Source organism: Streptococcus sp. CF7_Ac1-8 (assembly GCF_024295435.1).
GTDB classification, from domain to species: Bacteria; Bacillota; Bacilli; order Lactobacillales; family Streptococcaceae; genus Streptococcus; species Streptococcus mitis_AP.
Window position 1 is genome coordinate 195,986 of record NZ_JANCPI010000001.1, and the last position, 18,897, is coordinate 214,882.

General features: G+C 41.1%; 19 protein-coding genes. 13 read left to right on the top strand and 6 right to left on the bottom strand.

What is annotated here, in order from left to right; genetic code table 11:
• Positions 1-61 precede the first annotated feature (61 nt).
• The 6 genes from NMM26_RS00880 to NMM26_RS00905 all read left to right on the top strand — a co-directional run bounded on the left by NMM26_RS00880 (position 62) and on the right by NMM26_RS00905 (position 4,152).
• Positions 62-1,021, top strand: coding sequence for a ribose-phosphate diphosphokinase (locus tag NMM26_RS00880; protein ID WP_001283823.1), 960 nt, complete (start codon positions 62-64; stop codon positions 1,019-1,021).
• A 9-nt stretch (positions 1,022-1,030) separates the two neighbouring features.
• Complete coding sequence (locus NMM26_RS00885) at positions 1,031-2,146, top strand: cysteine desulfurase family protein (RefSeq protein WP_254754174.1); 1,116 nt, start codon at positions 1,031-1,033, stop codon at positions 2,144-2,146.
• A 4-nt stretch (positions 2,147-2,150) separates the two neighbouring features.
• Positions 2,151-2,498 (top strand): DUF1831 domain-containing protein, encoded by a 348-nt coding sequence (locus tag NMM26_RS00890; RefSeq protein WP_000863540.1) that lies wholly within the window; start codon positions 2,151-2,153, stop codon positions 2,496-2,498.
• Positions 2,499-2,505: 7 nt separating this feature from the next.
• Positions 2,506-2,721: a DUF4649 family protein gene (locus NMM26_RS00895; RefSeq protein WP_049509385.1), complete on the top strand. Its 216-nt coding sequence runs from the start codon at positions 2,506-2,508 to the stop codon at positions 2,719-2,721.
• 82 nt (positions 2,722-2,803) lie between these two features.
• Positions 2,804-3,445, top strand: a complete 642-nt coding sequence (locus tag NMM26_RS00900) for a redox-sensing transcriptional repressor Rex (RefSeq protein ID WP_084926534.1) — start codon at positions 2,804-2,806, stop codon at positions 3,443-3,445.
• A gap of 17 nt (positions 3,446-3,462) precedes the next feature.
• Complete coding sequence (locus NMM26_RS00905; protein WP_000743349.1) at positions 3,463-4,152, top strand: gamma-glutamyl-gamma-aminobutyrate hydrolase family protein; 690 nt, start codon at positions 3,463-3,465, stop codon at positions 4,150-4,152.
• On the opposite strand, the gene radC is transcribed toward NMM26_RS00905, so the two are convergent.
• The 3 genes from radC to NMM26_RS00920 all read right to left on the bottom strand — a co-directional run bounded on the left by radC (position 4,149) and on the right by NMM26_RS00920 (position 9,015).
• Complete coding sequence (gene radC, locus NMM26_RS00910; RefSeq protein WP_000286928.1) at positions 4,149-4,829, bottom strand: DNA repair protein RadC; 681 nt, start codon at positions 4,827-4,829, stop codon at positions 4,149-4,151. The genes NMM26_RS00905 and radC overlap by 4 nt on opposite strands.
• 42 nt (positions 4,830-4,871) lie before the next feature.
• On the bottom strand, positions 4,872-7,163 hold the full coding sequence (pcrA, locus tag NMM26_RS00915) for a DNA helicase PcrA (RefSeq protein WP_001086797.1): 2,292 nt from the start codon (positions 7,161-7,163) through the stop codon (positions 4,872-4,874).
• 181 nt (positions 7,164-7,344) lie between these two features.
• Positions 7,345-9,015 carry a formate--tetrahydrofolate ligase gene (locus NMM26_RS00920; RefSeq protein ID WP_000845255.1) on the bottom strand — a complete coding sequence of 557 codons (1,671 nt, stop codon included), beginning with the start codon at positions 9,013-9,015 and terminating at the stop codon, positions 7,345-7,347.
• Between the two features lie 229 nt (positions 9,016-9,244).
• On the opposite strand from NMM26_RS00920, the gene coaB reads away from it, so the two are divergent.
• From coaB to NMM26_RS00945, 5 genes are all read left to right on the top strand, one after another.
• The gene (coaB, locus tag NMM26_RS00925) at positions 9,245-9,934 is read left to right on the top strand and encodes a phosphopantothenate--cysteine ligase (RefSeq protein WP_254754173.1); all 690 of its coding nucleotides are present in this window, start codon (positions 9,245-9,247) and stop codon (positions 9,932-9,934) included.
• 11 nt (positions 9,935-9,945) lie between these two features.
• A complete protein-coding gene (gene coaC / locus NMM26_RS00930; protein ID WP_004254190.1) occupies positions 9,946-10,497 on the top strand; it encodes a phosphopantothenoylcysteine decarboxylase in 552 nt (183 codons plus the stop codon).
• A complete protein-coding gene (locus tag NMM26_RS00935; RefSeq protein WP_004254189.1) occupies positions 10,481-11,044 on the top strand; it encodes an ECF transporter S component in 564 nt (187 codons plus the stop codon). The genes coaC and NMM26_RS00935 overlap by 17 nt, the downstream gene beginning before the upstream one ends.
• Before the next feature lie 172 nt (positions 11,045-11,216).
• The gene (locus NMM26_RS00940; RefSeq protein WP_254754172.1) at positions 11,217-11,744 is read left to right on the top strand and encodes an ECF transporter S component; all 528 of its coding nucleotides are present in this window, start codon (positions 11,217-11,219) and stop codon (positions 11,742-11,744) included.
• Between the two features lie 11 nt (positions 11,745-11,755).
• Positions 11,756-12,271: a transcription repressor NadR gene (locus NMM26_RS00945; RefSeq protein ID WP_000159186.1), complete on the top strand. Its 516-nt coding sequence runs from the start codon at positions 11,756-11,758 to the stop codon at positions 12,269-12,271.
• Here the strand turns inward: NMM26_RS00945 and NMM26_RS00950 are convergent.
• The 3 genes from NMM26_RS00950 to NMM26_RS00960 form a co-directional block, all read right to left on the bottom strand.
• Positions 12,268-12,735: an 8-oxo-dGTP diphosphatase gene (locus NMM26_RS00950; protein WP_203176515.1), complete on the bottom strand. Its 468-nt coding sequence runs from the start codon at positions 12,733-12,735 to the stop codon at positions 12,268-12,270. The genes NMM26_RS00945 and NMM26_RS00950 overlap by 4 nt on opposite strands.
• A 22-nt stretch (positions 12,736-12,757) precedes the next feature.
• Positions 12,758-14,746, bottom strand: a complete 1,989-nt coding sequence (uvrB, locus tag NMM26_RS00955; RefSeq protein ID WP_254754171.1) for an excinuclease ABC subunit UvrB — start codon at positions 14,744-14,746, stop codon at positions 12,758-12,760.
• A gap of 76 nt (positions 14,747-14,822) precedes the next feature.
• Positions 14,823-15,776, bottom strand: a complete 954-nt coding sequence (locus NMM26_RS00960; protein ID WP_254754170.1) for a CPBP family intramembrane glutamic endopeptidase — start codon at positions 15,774-15,776, stop codon at positions 14,823-14,825.
• Positions 15,777-15,949: 173 nt separating this feature from the next.
• Between NMM26_RS00960 and NMM26_RS00965 the strand changes: the two genes are divergently transcribed.
• Entirely contained in the window at positions 15,950-18,115 is a 2,166-nt protein-coding gene (locus NMM26_RS00965; RefSeq protein WP_237446823.1) for an ABC transporter substrate-binding protein/permease, read from the top strand.
• Positions 18,115-18,855: an amino acid ABC transporter ATP-binding protein gene (locus NMM26_RS00970; RefSeq protein ID WP_001096315.1), complete on the top strand. Its 741-nt coding sequence runs from the start codon at positions 18,115-18,117 to the stop codon at positions 18,853-18,855. Before NMM26_RS00965 ends, NMM26_RS00970 begins: the two co-directional genes overlap by 1 nt.
• The last annotated feature ends 42 nt before the right edge of the window (positions 18,856-18,897 follow it).

Genomic DNA, 18,897 nt, shown 5'->3' on the forward strand with positions numbered 1-18,897 from the left:
AGTTCATATATGTAAGGCAAATATAACTAGGATTTATAAAGTTTACAGAGGACGGTCTATAATGTCAGATAGAAAAAACATGAAACTTTTCGCACTCAACTCTAACCAAGAGATTGCACAGAAAATTGCACAAGCTGTTGGTGTCCCACTTGGAAAACTATCATCACGTCAATTTTCAGACGGAGAAATCCAAGTAAATATCGAAGAAAGTGTCCGTGGTTATGATGTTTACATCATCCAATCAACAAGTTTCCCTGTTAACAACCACCTAATGGAATTGTTAATCATGGTAGATGCTTGTGTGCGCGCAAGTGCCCACAGTATCAACGTTGTCCTTCCATATTTTGGCTATGCACGTCAAGACCGCATTGCTTCACCACGTGAACCACTTACAGCAAAACTAGTTGCTAATATGCTGGTTAAGGCTGGTGTTGACCGTGTCCTTACGCTTGATTTGCATGCTGTTCAGGTGCAAGGCTTCTTTGATATTCCTGTTGACAACCTCTACACAGTTCCCCTATTTGCAAAACATTACTGCGATAAGGGCCTACTCGGTTCAGATGTTGTCGTGGTTAGCCCTAAAAATTCAGGTGTGAAACGTGCTCGTAGCTTGGCTGAGTATCTTGATGCTCCTATCGCCATTATCGACTACCCTCAAGACGATGCAACTCGTAACGAAGGTTATATTATCGGTGATGTTGAAGGTAAGAAAGCTATCTTGATTGACGATATTTTAAATACAGGACGTACCTTCTCTGAAGCTGCTAAAATCGTTGAACGTGAAGGGGCTACAGAAATTTATGCTGTTTCTAGTCATGGTCTCTTCGTTGAGGGAGCTGCTGAACTTCTTGACAATACTAATATTAAGGAAATTCTTGTAACTGATTCAGTAGCAACAAAAGAAAAAACTCCTAAAAACGTATGCTACATCACTGCTAGTGAGTTAATTGGTGATGCCATCGTCCGTATCCACGAAAGAAAACCAGTCAGCCCACTCTTTGCTTACAACAAAAAGAAATAAGGTGATTCTTTGATTTATTTGGACAATGCTGCAACGACTCCTATGTCAGCAGTTGCTATTTCAGCGATGACCAAGGTTATGCAAGAAACCCATGGCAATCCATCTAGTATTCATGGTCATGGTCGGCAAGCTGGCAAACTCTTGCGAGAAGCCCGTCAGGAACTAGCCCAGTTACTGGGGACAAAACCTCAACATATCTTTTTCACTTCTGGTGGGACAGAAGGCAACAATACTGCCATCATTGGCTACTGCCTTCGTCACCAAGAGCAAGGAAAACATATCATCACAACTGCCATTGAGCACCATGCCGTCCTTGAAACCATTGATTACTTGGTTCAATACTTCGGTTTTGAAGTAACAATTATCCAGCCAGAAAATCAAGAAATCACAGCTCAACAAATTCAAAAGGTTTTACGTGACGATACGATTTTGGTTTCTACCATGTTTGCTAATAATGAGACAGGAAACCTATTGCCCATTGCTGAAATCGGCCAAATACTCAAGCAACACCCTGCTGCCTATCATGTCGATGCAGTTCAGGCTATTGGTAAAGTCCCTATACACCCAGAAGAATTGGGCATTGATTTTCTCACTGCTTCTGCCCATAAATTCCATGGTCCCAAGGGAGTCGGTTTTCTCTACGCTTCTAGCATGGATTTTGATTCCTATCTACATGGTGGTGACCAAGAACAGAAAAAACGTGCAGGGACTGAAAATCTAGCTGCCATCGTAGGCATGGTTGCAGCCCTAAAAGAGGACCTAGAAAAACAAGAAGAACATTTTCAACATGTACAAAATCTAGAAACTGCCTTTCTTGCAGAGCTAGAGGGAGTTCAGTATTACCTGAATAGAGGCGAACACCATCTCCCTTATGTTCTCAATATTGGATTTCCTGGCCAGAAAAATGACCTCTTACTCCTTCGTCTAGATTTGGCTGGAATTTCAATCTCTACTGGCTCAGCCTGCACTGCAGGCATTGTCCAATCCAGCCATGTTCTTGAAGCTATGTACGGAGCAAATTCAGAACGCTTGAAGGAATCCGTTCGTATCAGTTTGTCGCCACAAAATACTGTTGAAGACCTACAAACCCTCGCAAAAACCTTAAAAGAAATTATCGGAGGTTAGCCATATGGCATTTGAAAAAACCATTCAGTTAAAAAATTGTCGTTACGACTACACTCTTAGCCCTTCTGTTAAAAAATTCACCCTTAAGGACAATACCTTTTTTGAGACTAAGGTTGGTAACTATGAATTGACTCGCCTTTTGGAAAAAGTTCCGAACAGCGGTGAGGGATTCCAACTCAAAATCATCATTAACAAGGAACTTACAGGAGCTAAAATCAATATCACTGACAAGTTTGGTCTTCGTCTGGTTGATATTTTCAAATCAGAAGACCACCACATTCATCAGGAAAAATTCTACTTCCTCATGGATAGTTTAGTAGAACGTGGTGTCTTTACAAAATCGGAAAGATAGGTCCCATATGTTTGAACTGACCTATAAGGACAGCTATCATGTAGAGCGCACTCTCAAGTATGAGGATTACGAGGCTCTCATGCTTGCTCTGTCAGGATGTGTGACTCTGCCAGATACACTTTATGTAACTTCTTTGACCTTTAAAGGGCGGGAAGTTTACCAAGGACTGGTCGGAGACCTCTACCGTTTTCTATCACATGCAGATTTTTTACATCAAAACTAAGATTTTTCTTAGTTTTTTCTTATTTTTGTTGATTTTTTCACAATGTTTCTATAAAATAGAAGAATAGAAAGGTTGTGATTTTGTGAAAGATAAACAGTCTGCTATTCCGAAAGCTACAGCAAAAAGACTCTCTCTCTACTATCGAATTTTTAAGAGATTTCATGCAGAAAAGATTGAACGTGCCAACTCTAAACAAATTGCAGAGGCCATCGGTATTGATTCAGCGACAGTTCGTCGTGATTTTTCCTATTTTGGTGAACTAGGTCGGCGTGGATTTGGCTATGATGTCAAAAAACTGATGACATTTTTTGCCGATTTGCTTAACGATAACTCCATCACCAATGTCATGCTGGTAGGTATTGGAAATATGGGCCATGCCCTTCTCCACTACCGCTTCCACGAACGTAACAAGATGAAGATTATCATGGCCTTTGACCTAGATGACCATCCTGAGGTCGGTACCCAAACTCCTGACGGGATTCCCATTTACGGGATTTCTCAAATCAAGGAAAAAATCAAGGATGCTGACGTGAAGACTGCTATCCTGACCGTTCCCAGCGTTAAGTCACAAGAGGTTGCTAATCTCTTGGTGGATGCTGGCGTGAAAGGAATTCTCAGTTTTTCACCAGTCCATCTACATTTACCAAAAGACGTGGTCGTTCAGTATGTCGATTTGACAAGCGAACTCCAAACCCTCCTCTATTTCATGCGAAGAGAGGATTAGAAAGCGAACATCATTTTATGAAAAAACCAGTTATTGGGATTACAGGAAACGAAAAAACTCATCCAGATGATAACATCATGATGAGCTACGCAGCAAAAGGCTTTGTTGAAGGCGTTAAAGACGCTGGAGGGATTCCCATCATCCTACCGATTGGTGATCAAGAAATGGCCTGCCACTATATCAGTATGATTGACAAGCTCATCTTAACGGGTGGGCAAAATGTTGATCCAAAATTCTATGGTGAACCAAAAACTATCGATAGTGATGACTACCATCTTCAAAGAGATATCTTTGAACTAGCCCTCATCAAGGAAGCTATTAAACAGAAAAAGCCTATTTTCTCCGTCTGTCGTGGGACTCAACTCTTTAACGTTGCCATGGGTGGAACTTTGTATCAAGATATCGAAGACCACTGGCAAGATTGTTCTGCCGAGTACACAACTCAACGCTTAGTAACAGAACCAGATACTGTTCTCCGAGCAATCTATGGGGAAATTTCCCATATCAACTCCTTCCACCATCAGAGCATCAAGGATTTGGCCCCCAACTTAAAAGTTGTGGCTCACGATCCCAAAGATGGCATTATTGAAGCTGTTATGAGCACGAATGATGTTGCCTTTCTCGGTGTTCAATGGCATCCAGAATTTCTTTTTGAAAATCGTCCCAAAGATAAAAAACTCTTTGACTATGTCGTTAATGAACTTTAAATTAAATCTGTTTTTTCACGATAACTAAAGTAACTAGAATGAGAGACAATCAAATGGTCCAAGAGGACAATCCCCATCAGTTCACAGGCTTCTTTGACTAGTTTAGTGACATGATCATCATTTCGGCTAGGCGCTACTGCTCCTGAAGGATGATTATGAACCAAGATAAGAGAAGTCGCCATATGCTTGATGGCATAGTGAAGAATCTCTCGCGGTTCAGCGATACTACGAGTGGCAGAACCAATAAAAATGGTCTGTTGATGGATGATTTGATTTTGAGTATTGAGATAGAGCGCCACTAGGTGCTCTTGTTTTTTATGTCCCAACTCCTGCTGCATCTTCTTGGCCAACTTTTGACTGCTGAGAATACTTTCCATCTCAAGGGTCTCATGTTTGTGAATACGATGACCTAGCTCAATCATAGCTTGTAATTCTATGGCCTTAACACGCCCGATACCAGATAGACTCTGCAACTCCTGCAGGGTCATTTTTTTCAAATCAGTTAGGCTTGAAAGATTGCTCAAGACTTTCTGGGCAATTTCAAAAACGCTAGCTTGACGTGTTCCTGTCCTGAGTAAAATAGCTAGCAACTCTTGATTACTGAGCGCTTCTACTCCTTCCTTGGCCAGTCTTTCTCTTGGTAATAGTGAATCTTCTTGAAATGAAATACTATACATAAAAATCCTCCTCACTTTATTATTCGTGAGAAGGATGGAAAATTAGATTTTTTTCTCAATTGGAGCCACACTGGCTAAAAGTTTTTTCAAACCTACTTCTGGGAAATTGATTTTTAATTCCTGCGTAGCACCGCTTCCTGAAACTTCCAAAACAGTTCCCTCTCCCCATTTCTTGTGGAGAGCAATGTCACCAATGGACCAATTTGCCTCGCTAGACGCTGATTTTGCTCCAGCTGTAAATTGACCAAATGGAAGACCGCTTGACTGGATAGATTTTGGGGCAGCACTGCGTTTACGGTCTTGAAGGGCCTGGGCAAGACTCATACCTTGACCAAAGGCAATCCCACCACTGCTATAAGATGCTTTAAAGCTTGTATTTGCAGGACGGGCCAGACCTTGATACTCAAGCAAATCTGAACTGATTTCGTTAATAAAACGAGTCGGACGGTTGTAGTTGGTACGACCAAAAAGCAGGCGCGAATTAGCATTGGTCAGATAGAGTATTTTCTCTGCACGCGTAATTCCTACATAGGCCAGACGGCGTTCTTCTTCTAATTCATCTGGATCTTCAGCGGCACGACTAAGCGGAAAGACATTTTCTTCCATCCCAATCAAAAAGACAACTGGAAACTCAAGACCTTTGGAAGCATGCAGGGTCATCAGGGTAACTTCTGATGTCTCCTGACTACCTGAATCTGTGTCGGCAATCAAGGCCAAGTCATTTAAGAAACGACTCAGTTTGTCCAGACCAGTTTCTTCTTCTGGCCCATCAGAGGTGTCATCAAAGTTTTTTGTAACAGAAAGGAACTCTTCGATATTTTCAACTCGAGCTTTGCTTTCTAGAGTCGCTTGGGCATTAAGAATATCGACGTAACCTGTTTTTTCTAGAACCGCCTCAACCAACTCAGTAATGCTTAAGCGGTCCAATTGCTCTCGCAAATCCAGAATCATATTGGCAAAATCCCAGATAGACTGGGCTGCTTTACCCTTGATACCAGACAACATAATATTGGCAGAAGCATCTAGCATAGACATGTCCTGCATATTCGCAAAATCACGGATTTTCTCAACAGTGCCTGGGCCAATTCCACGCTTCGGTTCGTTGATAATGCGCTCAAAACTGATATTGTCACTCAAATTTGCAATGAGGTTAAGATAAGCGATAATATCACGAATTTCTTTACGGCTGTAGAACTTTGTTCCTCCAACCATGGTATAAGGGATGTTTGACTTGAGCAGGGCTTCCTCAATAGTACGAGACTGGGCGTTTGTACGATAGAGAACTGCAAAATCCTTGTGAAGGAAGTTTTGACTGCGACCAAGTTCATCAATAGTTTTAGCCACAAATACAGCCTCATCTAGTTCATCATTGGCACGATAGTAAACGATTTGCTCCCCATCTGCATTCTGGGTCCAGAGATTTTTAGGACGACGATTTTTATTGTTTTTAATAACTTCATTAGCTGCTTGAAGAATAGTCTTCGTAGAGCGATAATTTTCTTCTAACAAAACAACCTTGGCTTGAGGATAATCTTTCTCAAAATCTAAGATATTCTGCATATCAGCACCACGCCAACCATAGATAGACTGGTCTGCATCCCCAACCACACAGATATTTTTAAAACGGGAGGCCAAGAGTTTGACCAGTTGGTACTGGGCATGGTTGGTATCTTGGTACTCATCAACGTGGATGTATTGGAACTTTTGCTGGTAGTAGGTCAAGACATCAGGATTTTGATCAAAGAGACGCAAGGTCAGCATAATCAAGTCATCAAAGTCAACCGACTCAGACTGACGAAGCTCTTTTTGGTAAGCAGTGTAACACTGCGCCACGATTTGCGTGTACATATCTCCAGCTTGAGCAGCATAAGCCACATCATCAATCAAATCATTCTTAGCATTTGAAATAGTCCCTAAGATACTCCGTTCATTCCATTTTTTAGGATCCAAATTCAACTGCTTTAGAATGCGTTTCATAAGAGTTCGCTGCTCCCCTGGATCTACAATAGTAAAATTGCGGTTGTAGCCAATATGGTCCGCATCACGACGCAAAATACGAACACACATGGAGTGGAAGGTCGCAATCAAACAGTCCTGAGTGGCTGGATTAAGGTTATAAGCACGCTCTTTCATCTCACGTGCAGCCTTGTTGGTAAAGGTAATGGCCAAGATATTCCAAGGATTGACCAGCTTTTCATCAATCAAATAAGCTATGCGGTGGGTCAAAACACGGGTCTTTCCAGACCCTGCCCCTGCCATGATTAACAAGGGGCCTTCTGTCGTTTGTACCGCCTCAGCCTGACGGTCATTCATTCCATTTAATAATGAGTTCATCTTCTCTTCCTTACTCTTGAAGTCAATATTTCTATTATATCAGAAATCAGGGAAAATATCTTTACCTAGACCGGTTACGACTAGTAAACAACTCTCTCATCAGCTGAAGACAAGGCCTTATATCTAGATAAAAAATGAGCTTGGATAGTATTTCCAAACTCATTTGAATTCAATTAAACTATTAGAACAAGCCTAGAACGGTTCCATCGCTTTCAACATCCATGTTGAGGGCTGCTGGTCGTTTTGGAAGTCCTGGCATGGTCATGACATCGCCAGTTAAGGCAACGATGAAGCCTGCACCTAATTTTGGCACCAATTCGCGAATGGTAATTTCAAAGTTTTCAGGTGCTCCAAGTGCATTTGGATTGTCTGAGAAGCTATACTGGGTCTTAGCCATACAGATTGGTAATTTGTCCCATCCGTTTTGAACGATTTGAGCGATTTGTGTTTGAGCTTTCTTCTCAAAGTTTACTTTGCTACCACGGTAGATTTCAGTAACAATCTTTTCAATCTTTTCTTGAACAGAAAGGTCGTTGTCATACAAACGTTTATAGTTAGCTGGATTTTCAGAGATAGTCTTAGCAACTGTTTCGGCAAGCGCTACTCCACCTTCTGCACCATCAGCCCAGACACTAGCCAACTCAACTGGTACATCGATTGAAGCACAGAGTTCTTTCAAGGCTGCAATTTCAGCTTCTGTATCAGATACAAATTCGTTAATAGCTACAACTGCTGGAATACCGAACTTACGGATGTTCTCAACATGGCGTTTCAAGTTGGCAAAACCGGTACGAACAGCTTCTACGTTTTCTTCAGTCAGAGCGTCTTTAGCCACACCACCATTCATCTTAAGGGCACGAAGGGTTGCAACAATGACAACTGCATCTGGAGATGTTGGCAAGTTTGGTGTCTTAATATCAAGGAATTTCTCAGCACCAAGGTCTGCACCAAAACCAGCTTCAGTAACTGTGTAATCAGCCAAGTGAAGGGCTGTGCTTGTTGCCAAAACTGAATTACATCCATGAGCAATATTGGCAAATGGACCACCGTGTACAAAGGCAGGAGTTCCGTAAATTGTCTGAACCAAGTTTGGCTTAATAGCGTCCTTCAAGATCAATGCTAAAGCACCTTCAACCTGCAAATCACCAACAGAAACTGGAGTACGGTCATAACGATAACCAATAACGATATTCGCCAAACGGCGTTTCAAGTCCTCGATGTCTGTTGCCAAGCAAAGAATTGCCATGATCTCTGAAGCAACTGTAATGTCAAAGCCATCCTCACGTGGAATACCATTTAGAGGGCCACCAAGCCCAACTGTTACATGGCGAAGAGCACGGTCGTTCAAGTCCACAACACGTTTCCAAAGGATACGACGTTGGTCAATTCCCAACTCATTCCCTTGGTGCAAGTGGTTGTCAATCAAGGCAGAAAGCGCATTGTTGGCAGTCGTAATGGCATGCATGTCTCCAGTGAAGTGAAGGTTGATGTCTTCCATTGGCAGAACTTGAGCGTAACCACCACCAGCGGCACCACCCTTGATACCCATTACTGGACCAAGAGATGGTTCGCGAATAGCAATCATTGTTTTCTTGCCAATCTTGTTCAAGGCATCCGCAAGACCAATGGTAATAGTTGATTTTCCTTCACCTGCAGGTGTTGGATTGATGGCAGTAACCAGAATCAATTTTCCAACTGGATTGCTCTCAACTGCACGAATTTTATCAAAGCTGAGCTTAGCCTTGTACTTTCCGTACAACTCCAAATCGTCGTAAGAAATACCAAGTTTCTCTACAACATCAACAATTGGCTTTAGCTCAATACTCTGTGCGATTTCAATATCTGTTTTCATTCAAAACTCCTCTAACCTCTTATATGATAACTCATTATAACACAAAACAAGATTTTTAACATCCTAAAACTCTCTAAACGTTCGTAAATATCCCTGTTTTTAAGGTTTTTAGAGTCCTTTCTTAAATTTTATATGGCTTTATAGTTTGAAACTATAGTAAATCTTCGTTTTTACCAAAAATTTATCGCTTTCATTTTACTTACCGTTTATTTTTGTGTACAATAGTGCTATGAAAATTTTAGTTACATCGGGCGGTACCAGTGAAGCCATCGATAGCGTCCGCTCTATCACTAACCATTCTACCGGTCGTTTGGGGAAAATCATCACAGAAACCCTGCTTGCTGCAGGGCATGAAGTTTGTTTAATAACGACAAAAAGAGCTTTGAAACCAGAATCCCATCCCAACCTAAGTATTCGAGAAATTAACAATACCAAGGACCTTCTACTGGAAATGCAAGAACGTGTTCAGGATTATCAGGTCTTGATTCACTCAATGGCGGTATCCGACTACACTCCTGTTTATATGACAGGGCTGGAGGAAGTTCAGGCTAGCTCTAATCTAGAAGAATTTTTAAGCAAGCAAAATCATCAAGCTAAGATTTCTTCAACTGATGATGTTCAAGTTTTGTTCCTTAAAAAGACACCCAAAATCATCTCTCTAGTCAAGGAGTGGAATCCTGCTATTCATCTGATTGGTTTCAAACTGCTGGTTGATATTTCTGAGGATTATCTCATCGAGATTGCCAGAAAAAGTCTTATCAATAACCAAGCAGACTTGATTATTGCAAATGACCTCACTCAAATCTCAGCAAACCAGCATCGTGCAATCTTTGTTGAAAAAGATCAGCTTCAAACAGTCCAGACTAAAGAAGAAATTGCAGAACTCCTCCTTAAAAAAATTCAAGCCTATCATTCATAGAAAGGAAAGCTATGGCACATATTCTCTTGGCTGTAACGGGCTCAATCGCCTCTTACAAGTCGGCAGATTTAGTCAGTTCTCTAAAAAAACAAGGCCACCAAGTCACTGTTTTAATGACTCAGGCTGCTACAGAGTTTATCCAACCTTTGACACTACAGGTACTCTCACAGAACCCTGTCCACTTGGATGTCATGAAGGAACCCTATCCTGATCAGGTCAATCATATCGAACTTGGAAAAAAGGCGGATTTATTTATTGTGGCCCCTGCAACTGCTAACACTATTGCAAAACTAGCCCACGGCTTTGCGGACAACATGGTGACCAGTACGGCTCTAGCCTTGCCAAGTCATATCCCAAAACTCATCGCACCAGCAATGAATACAAAAATGTATGACCATCCGGCAACTCAGGCTAATCTGAAAACATTAGAAAGCTACGGCTATCAGCTGATTGCTCCTAAGGAATCCCTACTAGCTTGTGGCGACCATGGACGAGGAGCTTTAGCCGACCTCACAATTATTTTAGAAAGAATAAAGGAAACTCTCGATGAAAAAACGCTCTAACATTGCACCTATTGCTATCTTTTTTGCAACCATGCTCGTGATACACTTTCTGAGCTCACTTATCTTTAACCTTTTTCCATTCCCAATCAAACCGACTATCGTTCATATTCCTGTCATTATTGCCAGCATTATTTACGGCCCACGAGTTGGGGTTACACTTGGATTTTTGATGGGGTTACTTAGTTTGACGGTTAATACAATTACGATTCTACCGACAAGCTACCTCTTCTCCCCATTTGTACCAAACGGAAACATCTACTCAGCTATCATTGCAATTGTCCCACGTATTTTGATTGGTTTAACTCCGTATCTAGTTTATAAACTGATGAAAAATAAAACTGGTCTTATTTTAGCTGGTGCCCTTGGTTCACTTACTAACACAGTCTTTGTACTTGGTGGAATTTTCTACCTTTTTGGAAATGTCTTTGATGGTAATATCCAAAAACTCCTAGCAACCGTTATCTCAACAAATTCGATTGCCGAATTAGTCATTTCCGCAATTCTTACTCTAGCTATTGTTCCAAGACTACAGACTTTGAAAAAATAAAAACATCTCCACTTTCAAGCTTGAAGGTGGAGATGTTGCTCTATACAGTTTTTTTTAGTGAAATCTTTACCAATATTTAATTTAAAATGACCTATAAACCCAAGTAAATCCTTGCTTTATTATCTTGTTTATAGTACTATACTAGTGTATATACAGTTAAAAGGAGATTCTTATGAACACGCGGAAAAAAACACAATTTATGACAATGACTGCCCTCTTGACGGCTATTGCAATTTTGATTCCAATTGTTATGCCTTTCAAGATTGTCATTCCACCTGCTTCTTACACTTTGGGTAGCCACATAGCTATTTTTATCGCTATGTTCTTGTCGCCCTTGATGGCCATCTTTGTCATCATAGCCTCTAGTTTTGGATTTTTGATGGCTGGCTATCCCATGGTTATCGTTTTTCGAGCTTTTTCACATATCTTTTTTGGAACTTTGGGAGCTTTTTACTTGAAGAAATTTCCTGAAACGTTGGAAAACTCCAAAACCTCTTGGATTTTCAACTTTGTGTTAGCGCTTGTCCATGCCCTTGCTGAAGTATTAGCCTGTGTCCTTTTTTACGCAACTTCTGGTACCAATGTAGAAAATATGTTTTATGTTCTATTTGTGCTAGTTGGATTTGGTACAATTATCCATAGTATGGTAGACTATACATTAGCACTAGCTGTCTATAAAGTGCTTCGAAAACGCCGTTAAAAGGAAAAGCTATGACAAAAGATCGCAAACAAGCTCTGCTCCAACTCTTGAAAGAAGCTCCTAAAGCCCTTAATGGCCAAAGTTTGGCGGAACATTTTCATGTCACACGTCAGGTCATTGTGCAGGACATTGCAATTTTGAGAGCCGATGGTGCTCCTATCCTATCCACTAATCGTGGCTACGTCTATAAGCAAATTGATACCAATCCTTATGTCCATAAACTTTTCAAGGTGAAACATGAAGTTGAAGAAATCGGTCAAGAACTCCTTGCTATCGTCGATAATGGAGGACGTGTCCAGAATACTTTGATTGACCATCCCGTTTATGGAGAAATTGAAACCTTGCTTAAACTGTCTTGCCGCAGAGATGTTCAACATTTTCTAGAACAAGTCGAGCATTCTGATTTTAGACCTTTATCTGAATTAACAGATGGTGTCCATTACCACCTAGTCGAAGCCGAAACACAACAAGACCTCCACTATATCGAGGAGGCCTTGGATCAGCTCGGTTATTTAGTAAAAGACTAGAAGATTTTCTTCTCCCAATCATCTTCTGTACGGCGAGGGTAGAAAAATTCAGATTTGTCCGGAGCTTCCATCATCTCCATCAAAGGTAGCATATCATAGGCCAGATCCAAGTTTGGAATCTGGTCTTTTTGCACCCAAGAAACTTCTCCTTCATCTGAAGAGCGAAGGCTACCAGAGAACTCAGTCGCCTTATAACAAATGACAATATAGCGCCCACCTGTATCTAGTGGCCAATTTTTAATGCCGACAAGTTGAGGATTTTGGATAGTCAATCCTGTTTCTTCGTAGATTTCACGAATGACAGACTCCGCAAAAGCCTCACCATTTTCAACATGACCTCCAGGAAAGGCATAACCAGACCAGCGATTTGTTTCAGGAGAGCGATACTGCATAACCACGCGCTGAGTTTCGAGGTCTTCGATCAGACAAATATTTGTTAAAATCGTTAATTGGGAACGGGACATATTTTCTCCTTTAGGTAATATTCTAATCCAACGCCTTGACTTCCAGCATCATATCACGAATCTGAGCTGCTAGTTCAAAGTCAAGCACTTCAACTGCTTCTTGCATTTGTTTTTCGAGTTTCTTGACAAGCTCTTTGCGCTCTTGTTTGTTGAGGCTATTGATGTCAACTTCCTTGTCTTCTTCCTTAGCAACTGCCTTGGTCACAGCAATCAGGTCACGGATTTCTTTCTTGATTGTCTGAGGCACAATACCGTGTTCTTCATTATAGGCCATCTGGATTTTCCGACGGCGGGCAGTTTCATCGATGGCACGTTGCATAGACTGGGTAACCGTGTCCGCATACATGATGACATGGCCTTCACTGTTACGGGCAGCACGTCCAATGGTCTGGATGAGACCACGTTCGTTACGAAGGAAACCTTCCTTGTCAGCATCGAGAATCGCTACGAGGCTCACTTCAGGAACGTCAATCCCTTCACGGAGCAGGTTGATTCCGACCAAGACATCAAAGACACCCAAGCGCAGGTCACGGATAATCTCCGTCCGTTCCAAGGTCTTAATATCCGAGTGCATGTACTTGACCTTGATACCCATTTCCTTGAAGTAGTCGGTCAAGTCTTCTGCCATTTTCTTGGTCAAGGTGGTAATAAAGGTACGTTCGTTCTTTTCAACACGGGCATTGATTTCACCTAAGAGGTCATCAATCTGTCCCATTGTCGGACGTACTTCCACCTCAGGATCCAATAGCCCTGTCGGACGAATGATTTGCTCAATCACTGTCTCGGTCTGTTCATTTTCATAGTCACCTGGTGTCGCTGAAACGTAAACAATCTGATGTACATGACTTTCAAACTCTTCACGGCGAAGAGGACGATTGTCCAAGGCTGACGGCAAACGGAAACCATAATTAACCAGCATTTCTTTACGCGAACGGTCTCCATTATACATACCTTTTATTTGTCCCATAGTCATGTGACTCTCGTCAATCATAATCAAGAAATCATCTGGGAAGAAGTCGAGAAGCGTGTAAGGAGGCTCACCCTCACTCCGTCCATCCATGTGACGTGAATAGTTCTCAACCCCGTTGGTATAGCCCATCTCACGCAACATTTCGATATCATACTCTGTCCGCTGTTTCAAACGTTGGGCTTCAAGCAATTTACCTTCCTTCTCAAAGATAGCTAGTTGCTCTTCTAATTCTGCTTGAATCTTGGCAATGGCAACTTCCATGTGGTCGTCATTGGTCACAAAGTGAGTCGCAGGGAAAATCGCTAAATGATCCACTTCTCCCAAGACCTGACCTGTCAGCGCCTCAACCTCACGGATACGGTCAATTTCGTCTCCAAAAAATTCTACTCGAAAGGCGTGTTCATCACGGGAAGCTGGGAAAATCTCCACCACATCCCCACGTACACGAAATCTGCCGCGTTGGAAATCAATATCATTTCGCTCAAACTGAATATCAACCAAGTCATTTAAGAGTTTATCACGAGAAATTTCAAGACCTGGACGGAGACTAACGACACTATCAGCGTATTCTTTGGGCGAACCCAAACCATAGATACAAGAGACTGAAGCTACGACAATAACATCATTGCGCTCCAAAAGGGCTGAAGTCGCTGAGTGTCGGAGCTTATCAATCTCGTCATTGACAGAACTATCCTTCTCAATATAGGTATCGCTTGAAGGTACATAGGCCTCAGGTTGGTAATAATCATAGTAAGATACGAAGTACTCAACAGCATTTTCAGGGAAAAATTCCTTAAACTCCCCATAGAGCTGGCCTGCTAGAGTTTTATTGTGGGCGATGACCAGAGTTGGTTTATTGACTTTGGAAATGACCTGACTCATGGTATAGGTCTTCCCTGTTCCAGTCGCCCCCATCAGAATCTGAGCTTTTTCTCCCCCCTCGATATTATCAACCAACTGCTTGATAGCTTGGGGTTGATCTCCTGATGGTTGATATTTTGATACTAGTTTAAATTGATTGTCTGTAATGCGATTGATCATAAGAATCCTCTCTCCATGTGCTATTCCTATTTTAGCATACTTATAGCATTTTCACGAAGAAAAGGACGGACCGAAGTCACATCCTTTCATTTTCTTTCTTTAATTGGTAAGCGAGATAGACAATCAAAAGTAACAAGACTAAACTTGTCATGATAGAACCTTCAATCCCAAAAAATCCTCCTGATAGCCAGCCTTGATTGCCTTGTGGTAAAAAGGTCATCAATGACGTTCCTGATGGTTGACCACTAACTAAAATCCCAAAAAGATTTCCCTGAGCAAAATTCCAGGCGCCATGAATACCTGCAACACCCCAAACTGTATCTGTTTTGAGGAGGTAAAGTGACATAGCAACTCCGAATAAAAAGAGATTCACTAGAGATAAAGGTGTAAGACCAGAATTCCCAGCATGGAGCAAAGCAAAGAATAGGCTAGATATAAGAACAGCAAGTTTTAAATTGGTTCTTGAAGCCAATTGAGGAAGGAGCCAAGCACGGGCCACCACTTCTTCTGTTGTCCCCTGTAAAATCCAAAATGGAATGGTAAAAATGACAAAGACAAGCGAGTAAAGATTTAAGTGAATGGATTCCAAACGATATTGCCCCAAGGCTACTAAACCTAACAAGGTCAGAAGAAAAAGTGCCAAACCTAAGCCAAATCCTTTAAGGAGATTGCTGAGGAAATTCTCTCTATAAAATCCCAAAGTTCGAATAGGTCTTTTCTCAACTTTTCTAGTCCATCTGAACACAGTGTTGAGTATAAAACCAAAGGCCAGTAAATCTAAAATTAAATGAAAGTCACTTGTTTTATCCATCAAGCTCTGATGCAAGGTCTGCAAGTAGGTTGCAAGATTTTGACCAGCCTCTCCAAAATTTCTAGCAAGTCCGATGAGAGCTAAGAAACTAATACCATAAAGAGTATAAGCCACAAATTCCCCTATGAAGACAAAAGCAAAGGCTAACAAGGGGCTTGTGTAAATGTTTAAACTCATTTTAGAAGTTTGGAAGTCTTTAAAAATTCTTTTGTTCTTCATATCCCTGTCCTCTTTTCTTCTACTATATACTATTATTATAGCACTTTGTGGTAGCAGTTCAAGAAAGAAATAAATAGCTTTTATGTTATATCTTCTAACATAAAAGTCCCTAGATTTGCATTTTTTTGTTTTTTCTGATATAATGGGAAAATATTCGGAAAAGGAGACTAAAAATGAAGAAAAAATTTCTAGCATTTTTGCTAATTTTATTCCCAATTTTCTCATTAGGTATTGCAAAAGCAGAGACGATTAAGATTGTGTCTGATACCGCCTATGCACCTTTTGAGTTTAAAGATTCAGATCAAACTTATAAAGGAATTGATGTTGACATTATCAACAAAGTCGCTGAGATTAAAGGATGGAATATTCAGATGTCCTATCCTGGATTTGATGCAGCGGTAAATGCGGTTCAAGCTGGTCAAGCTGACGCTATCATGGCAGGGATGACAAAGACTAAAGAACGTGAAAAAGTCTTCACCATGTCTGATACTTACTATGATACAAAAGTTGTCATTGCAACTACAAAGGCACACAAGATTAGCAAGTACGACCAATTAACTGGCAAAACCGTTGGTGTTAAAAACGGAACTGCTGCTCAACGTTTTCTTGAAACAATCAAAGATAAATACGGTTTTACTATTAAAACATTTGACACTGGTGATTTGATGAACAACAGCTTGACTGCTGGTGCTATCGATGCTATGATGGATGACAAACCTGTTATCGAGTATGCCATTAACCAAGGTCAAGACCTCCATATTGAAATGGATGGTGAAGCTGTAGGAAGTTTTGCTTTTGGTGTGAAAAAAGGAAGTAAATACGAGCACCTGGTGACTGAATTTAACCAAGCCTTGGCTGAAATGAAAAAAGATGGAAGTCTTGATAAAATCATCAAGAAATGGACTGCATCATCTTCTTCAGCAGTGCCAACTACAACGACTGCAGCAGGTCTAAAAGCAACTCCTGTTAAAGCTAAATACATCATTGCCAGTGATTCTTCTTTTGCACCTTTTGTGTTCCAAAACTCAAGTAACCAATTTACTGGTATTGATATGGACTTGATTAAGGCAATCGCTAAAGACCAAGGTTTTGAAGTTGAAATCACCAACCCTGGTTTCGATGCCGCTATCAGTGCTGTTCAAGCTGGACAAGCTGATGGTATCATTGCTGGTATGTCTGTTACAGATGCTCGTAAGGCAACTTTTGACTTCTCAGAATCCTACTACACTGCTAATACTATCCTTGGTGTCAAAGAATCAAGTACCATTGCTTCTTATGAAGATTTGAAAGGGAAGACAGTCGGTGTTAAAAACGGAACCGCTTCTCAAACCTTCCTAACAGAAAATCAAAGCAAATACGGTTACAAAATCAAAACCTTCGCTGATGGTTCTTCAATGTATGACAGTTTAAACACTGGTGCCATTGATGCCGTTATGGATGATGAGCCTGTTCTCAAATATTCTATCAGCCAAGGTCAAAAATTGAAAACTCCAATCGCTGGAACTCCAATCGGTGAAACAGCCTTTGCCGTTAAAAAAGGAGCAAATCCAGAATTGATTGAAATGTTCAACAACGGACTTGCAAACCTTAAAGCAAACGGTGAATTCCAAAAGATTCTTGACAAATACCTAGCTAGCGAATCTTCAACTACTTCAACAAGCACTGTTGACGAAACAACTATCTGGGGCTTGCTTCAAAATAACTACAAACAGCTCCTTAGCGGACTTGGTATCACTCTTGCTCTAGCTCTTATCTCATTTGCTATTGCTATTGTTATCGGGATTATCTTCGGTATGTTTAGCGTTAGCCCCTACAAATCTCTTCGTGTGATCTCTGAGATTTTCGTTGACGTTATCCGTGGTATTCCTTTGATGATTCTTGCAGCCTTCATCTTCTGGGGAATTCCAAACTTCATCGAGTCCATCACAGGCCAACAAAGTCCAATTAACGACTTTGTAGCTGGTACCATTGCCCTATCACTCAATGCTGCTGCTTATATCGCTGAAATCGTTCGTGGTGGTATTCAGGCCGTTCCGGTTGGCCAAATGGAAGCCAGCCGAAGCTTGGGTATCTCTTATGGAAAAACCATGCGTAAGATTATCTTGCCACAAGCGACTAAATTGATGTTGCCAAACTTTGTTAACCAATTCGTTATCGCTCTTAAAGATACAACCATCGTATCTGCTATCGGTTTGGTTGAACTCTTCCAAACTGGTAAGATTATCATCGCCCGTAACTACCAAAGTTTCAAGATGTATGCAATCCTTGCTATCTTCTATCTTGTAATTATCACACTTTTGACTAGACTAGCGAAACGCTTAGAAAAGAGGATTCGTTAATGGCAAAATTAAAAATTGATGTAAATGATTTACACAAGCACTATGGAAAAAATGAGGTTCTAAAAGGAATCACAACTAAATTCTATGAAGGAGATGTTGTTTGTATCATCGGTCCTTCAGGATCTGGTAAGTCGACCTTCCTCCGTAGCCTTAATCTTCTAGAAGAAGTTACGAGCGGTCACATCACTGTGAACGGCTATGACTTAACTGAAAAAACAACCAACGTTGACCACGTTCGTGAAAATATCGGAATGGTGTTCCAACACTTTAACCTCTTCCCTCATATGTCTGTATTGGACAACATTACTTTTGCTCCTATCGAGCACAAGTTGATGACTAAGGAAGAAGCTGAGAAATTGGGAATGGAGTTGCTTGACAAGGTTGGGCTAGCAGATAAAGCTAATGCTAACCCAGATAGCCTATCAGGTGGTCAAAAACAACGTGTGGCCATCGCTCGTGGACTAGCAATGAATCCAGACATCATGCTCTTTGATGAACCAACTTCTGCCCTTGACCCTGAGATGGTTGGAGACGTACTAAACGTTATGAAGGAATTGGCTGAGCAAGGTATGACCATGATTATCGTAACCCATGAGATGGGATTTGCCCGTCAAGTTGCTAACCGAGTTATCTTTACTGCAGATGGCGAATTCCTTGAAGACGGAACACCTGATCAAATTTTTGACAACCCACAACACCCACGTCTGAAAGAGTTCTTGGACAAGGTATTAAACGTCTAAACGCAAACTGTAAGGATTTCCTTGCAGTTTTTTTCTATCTCG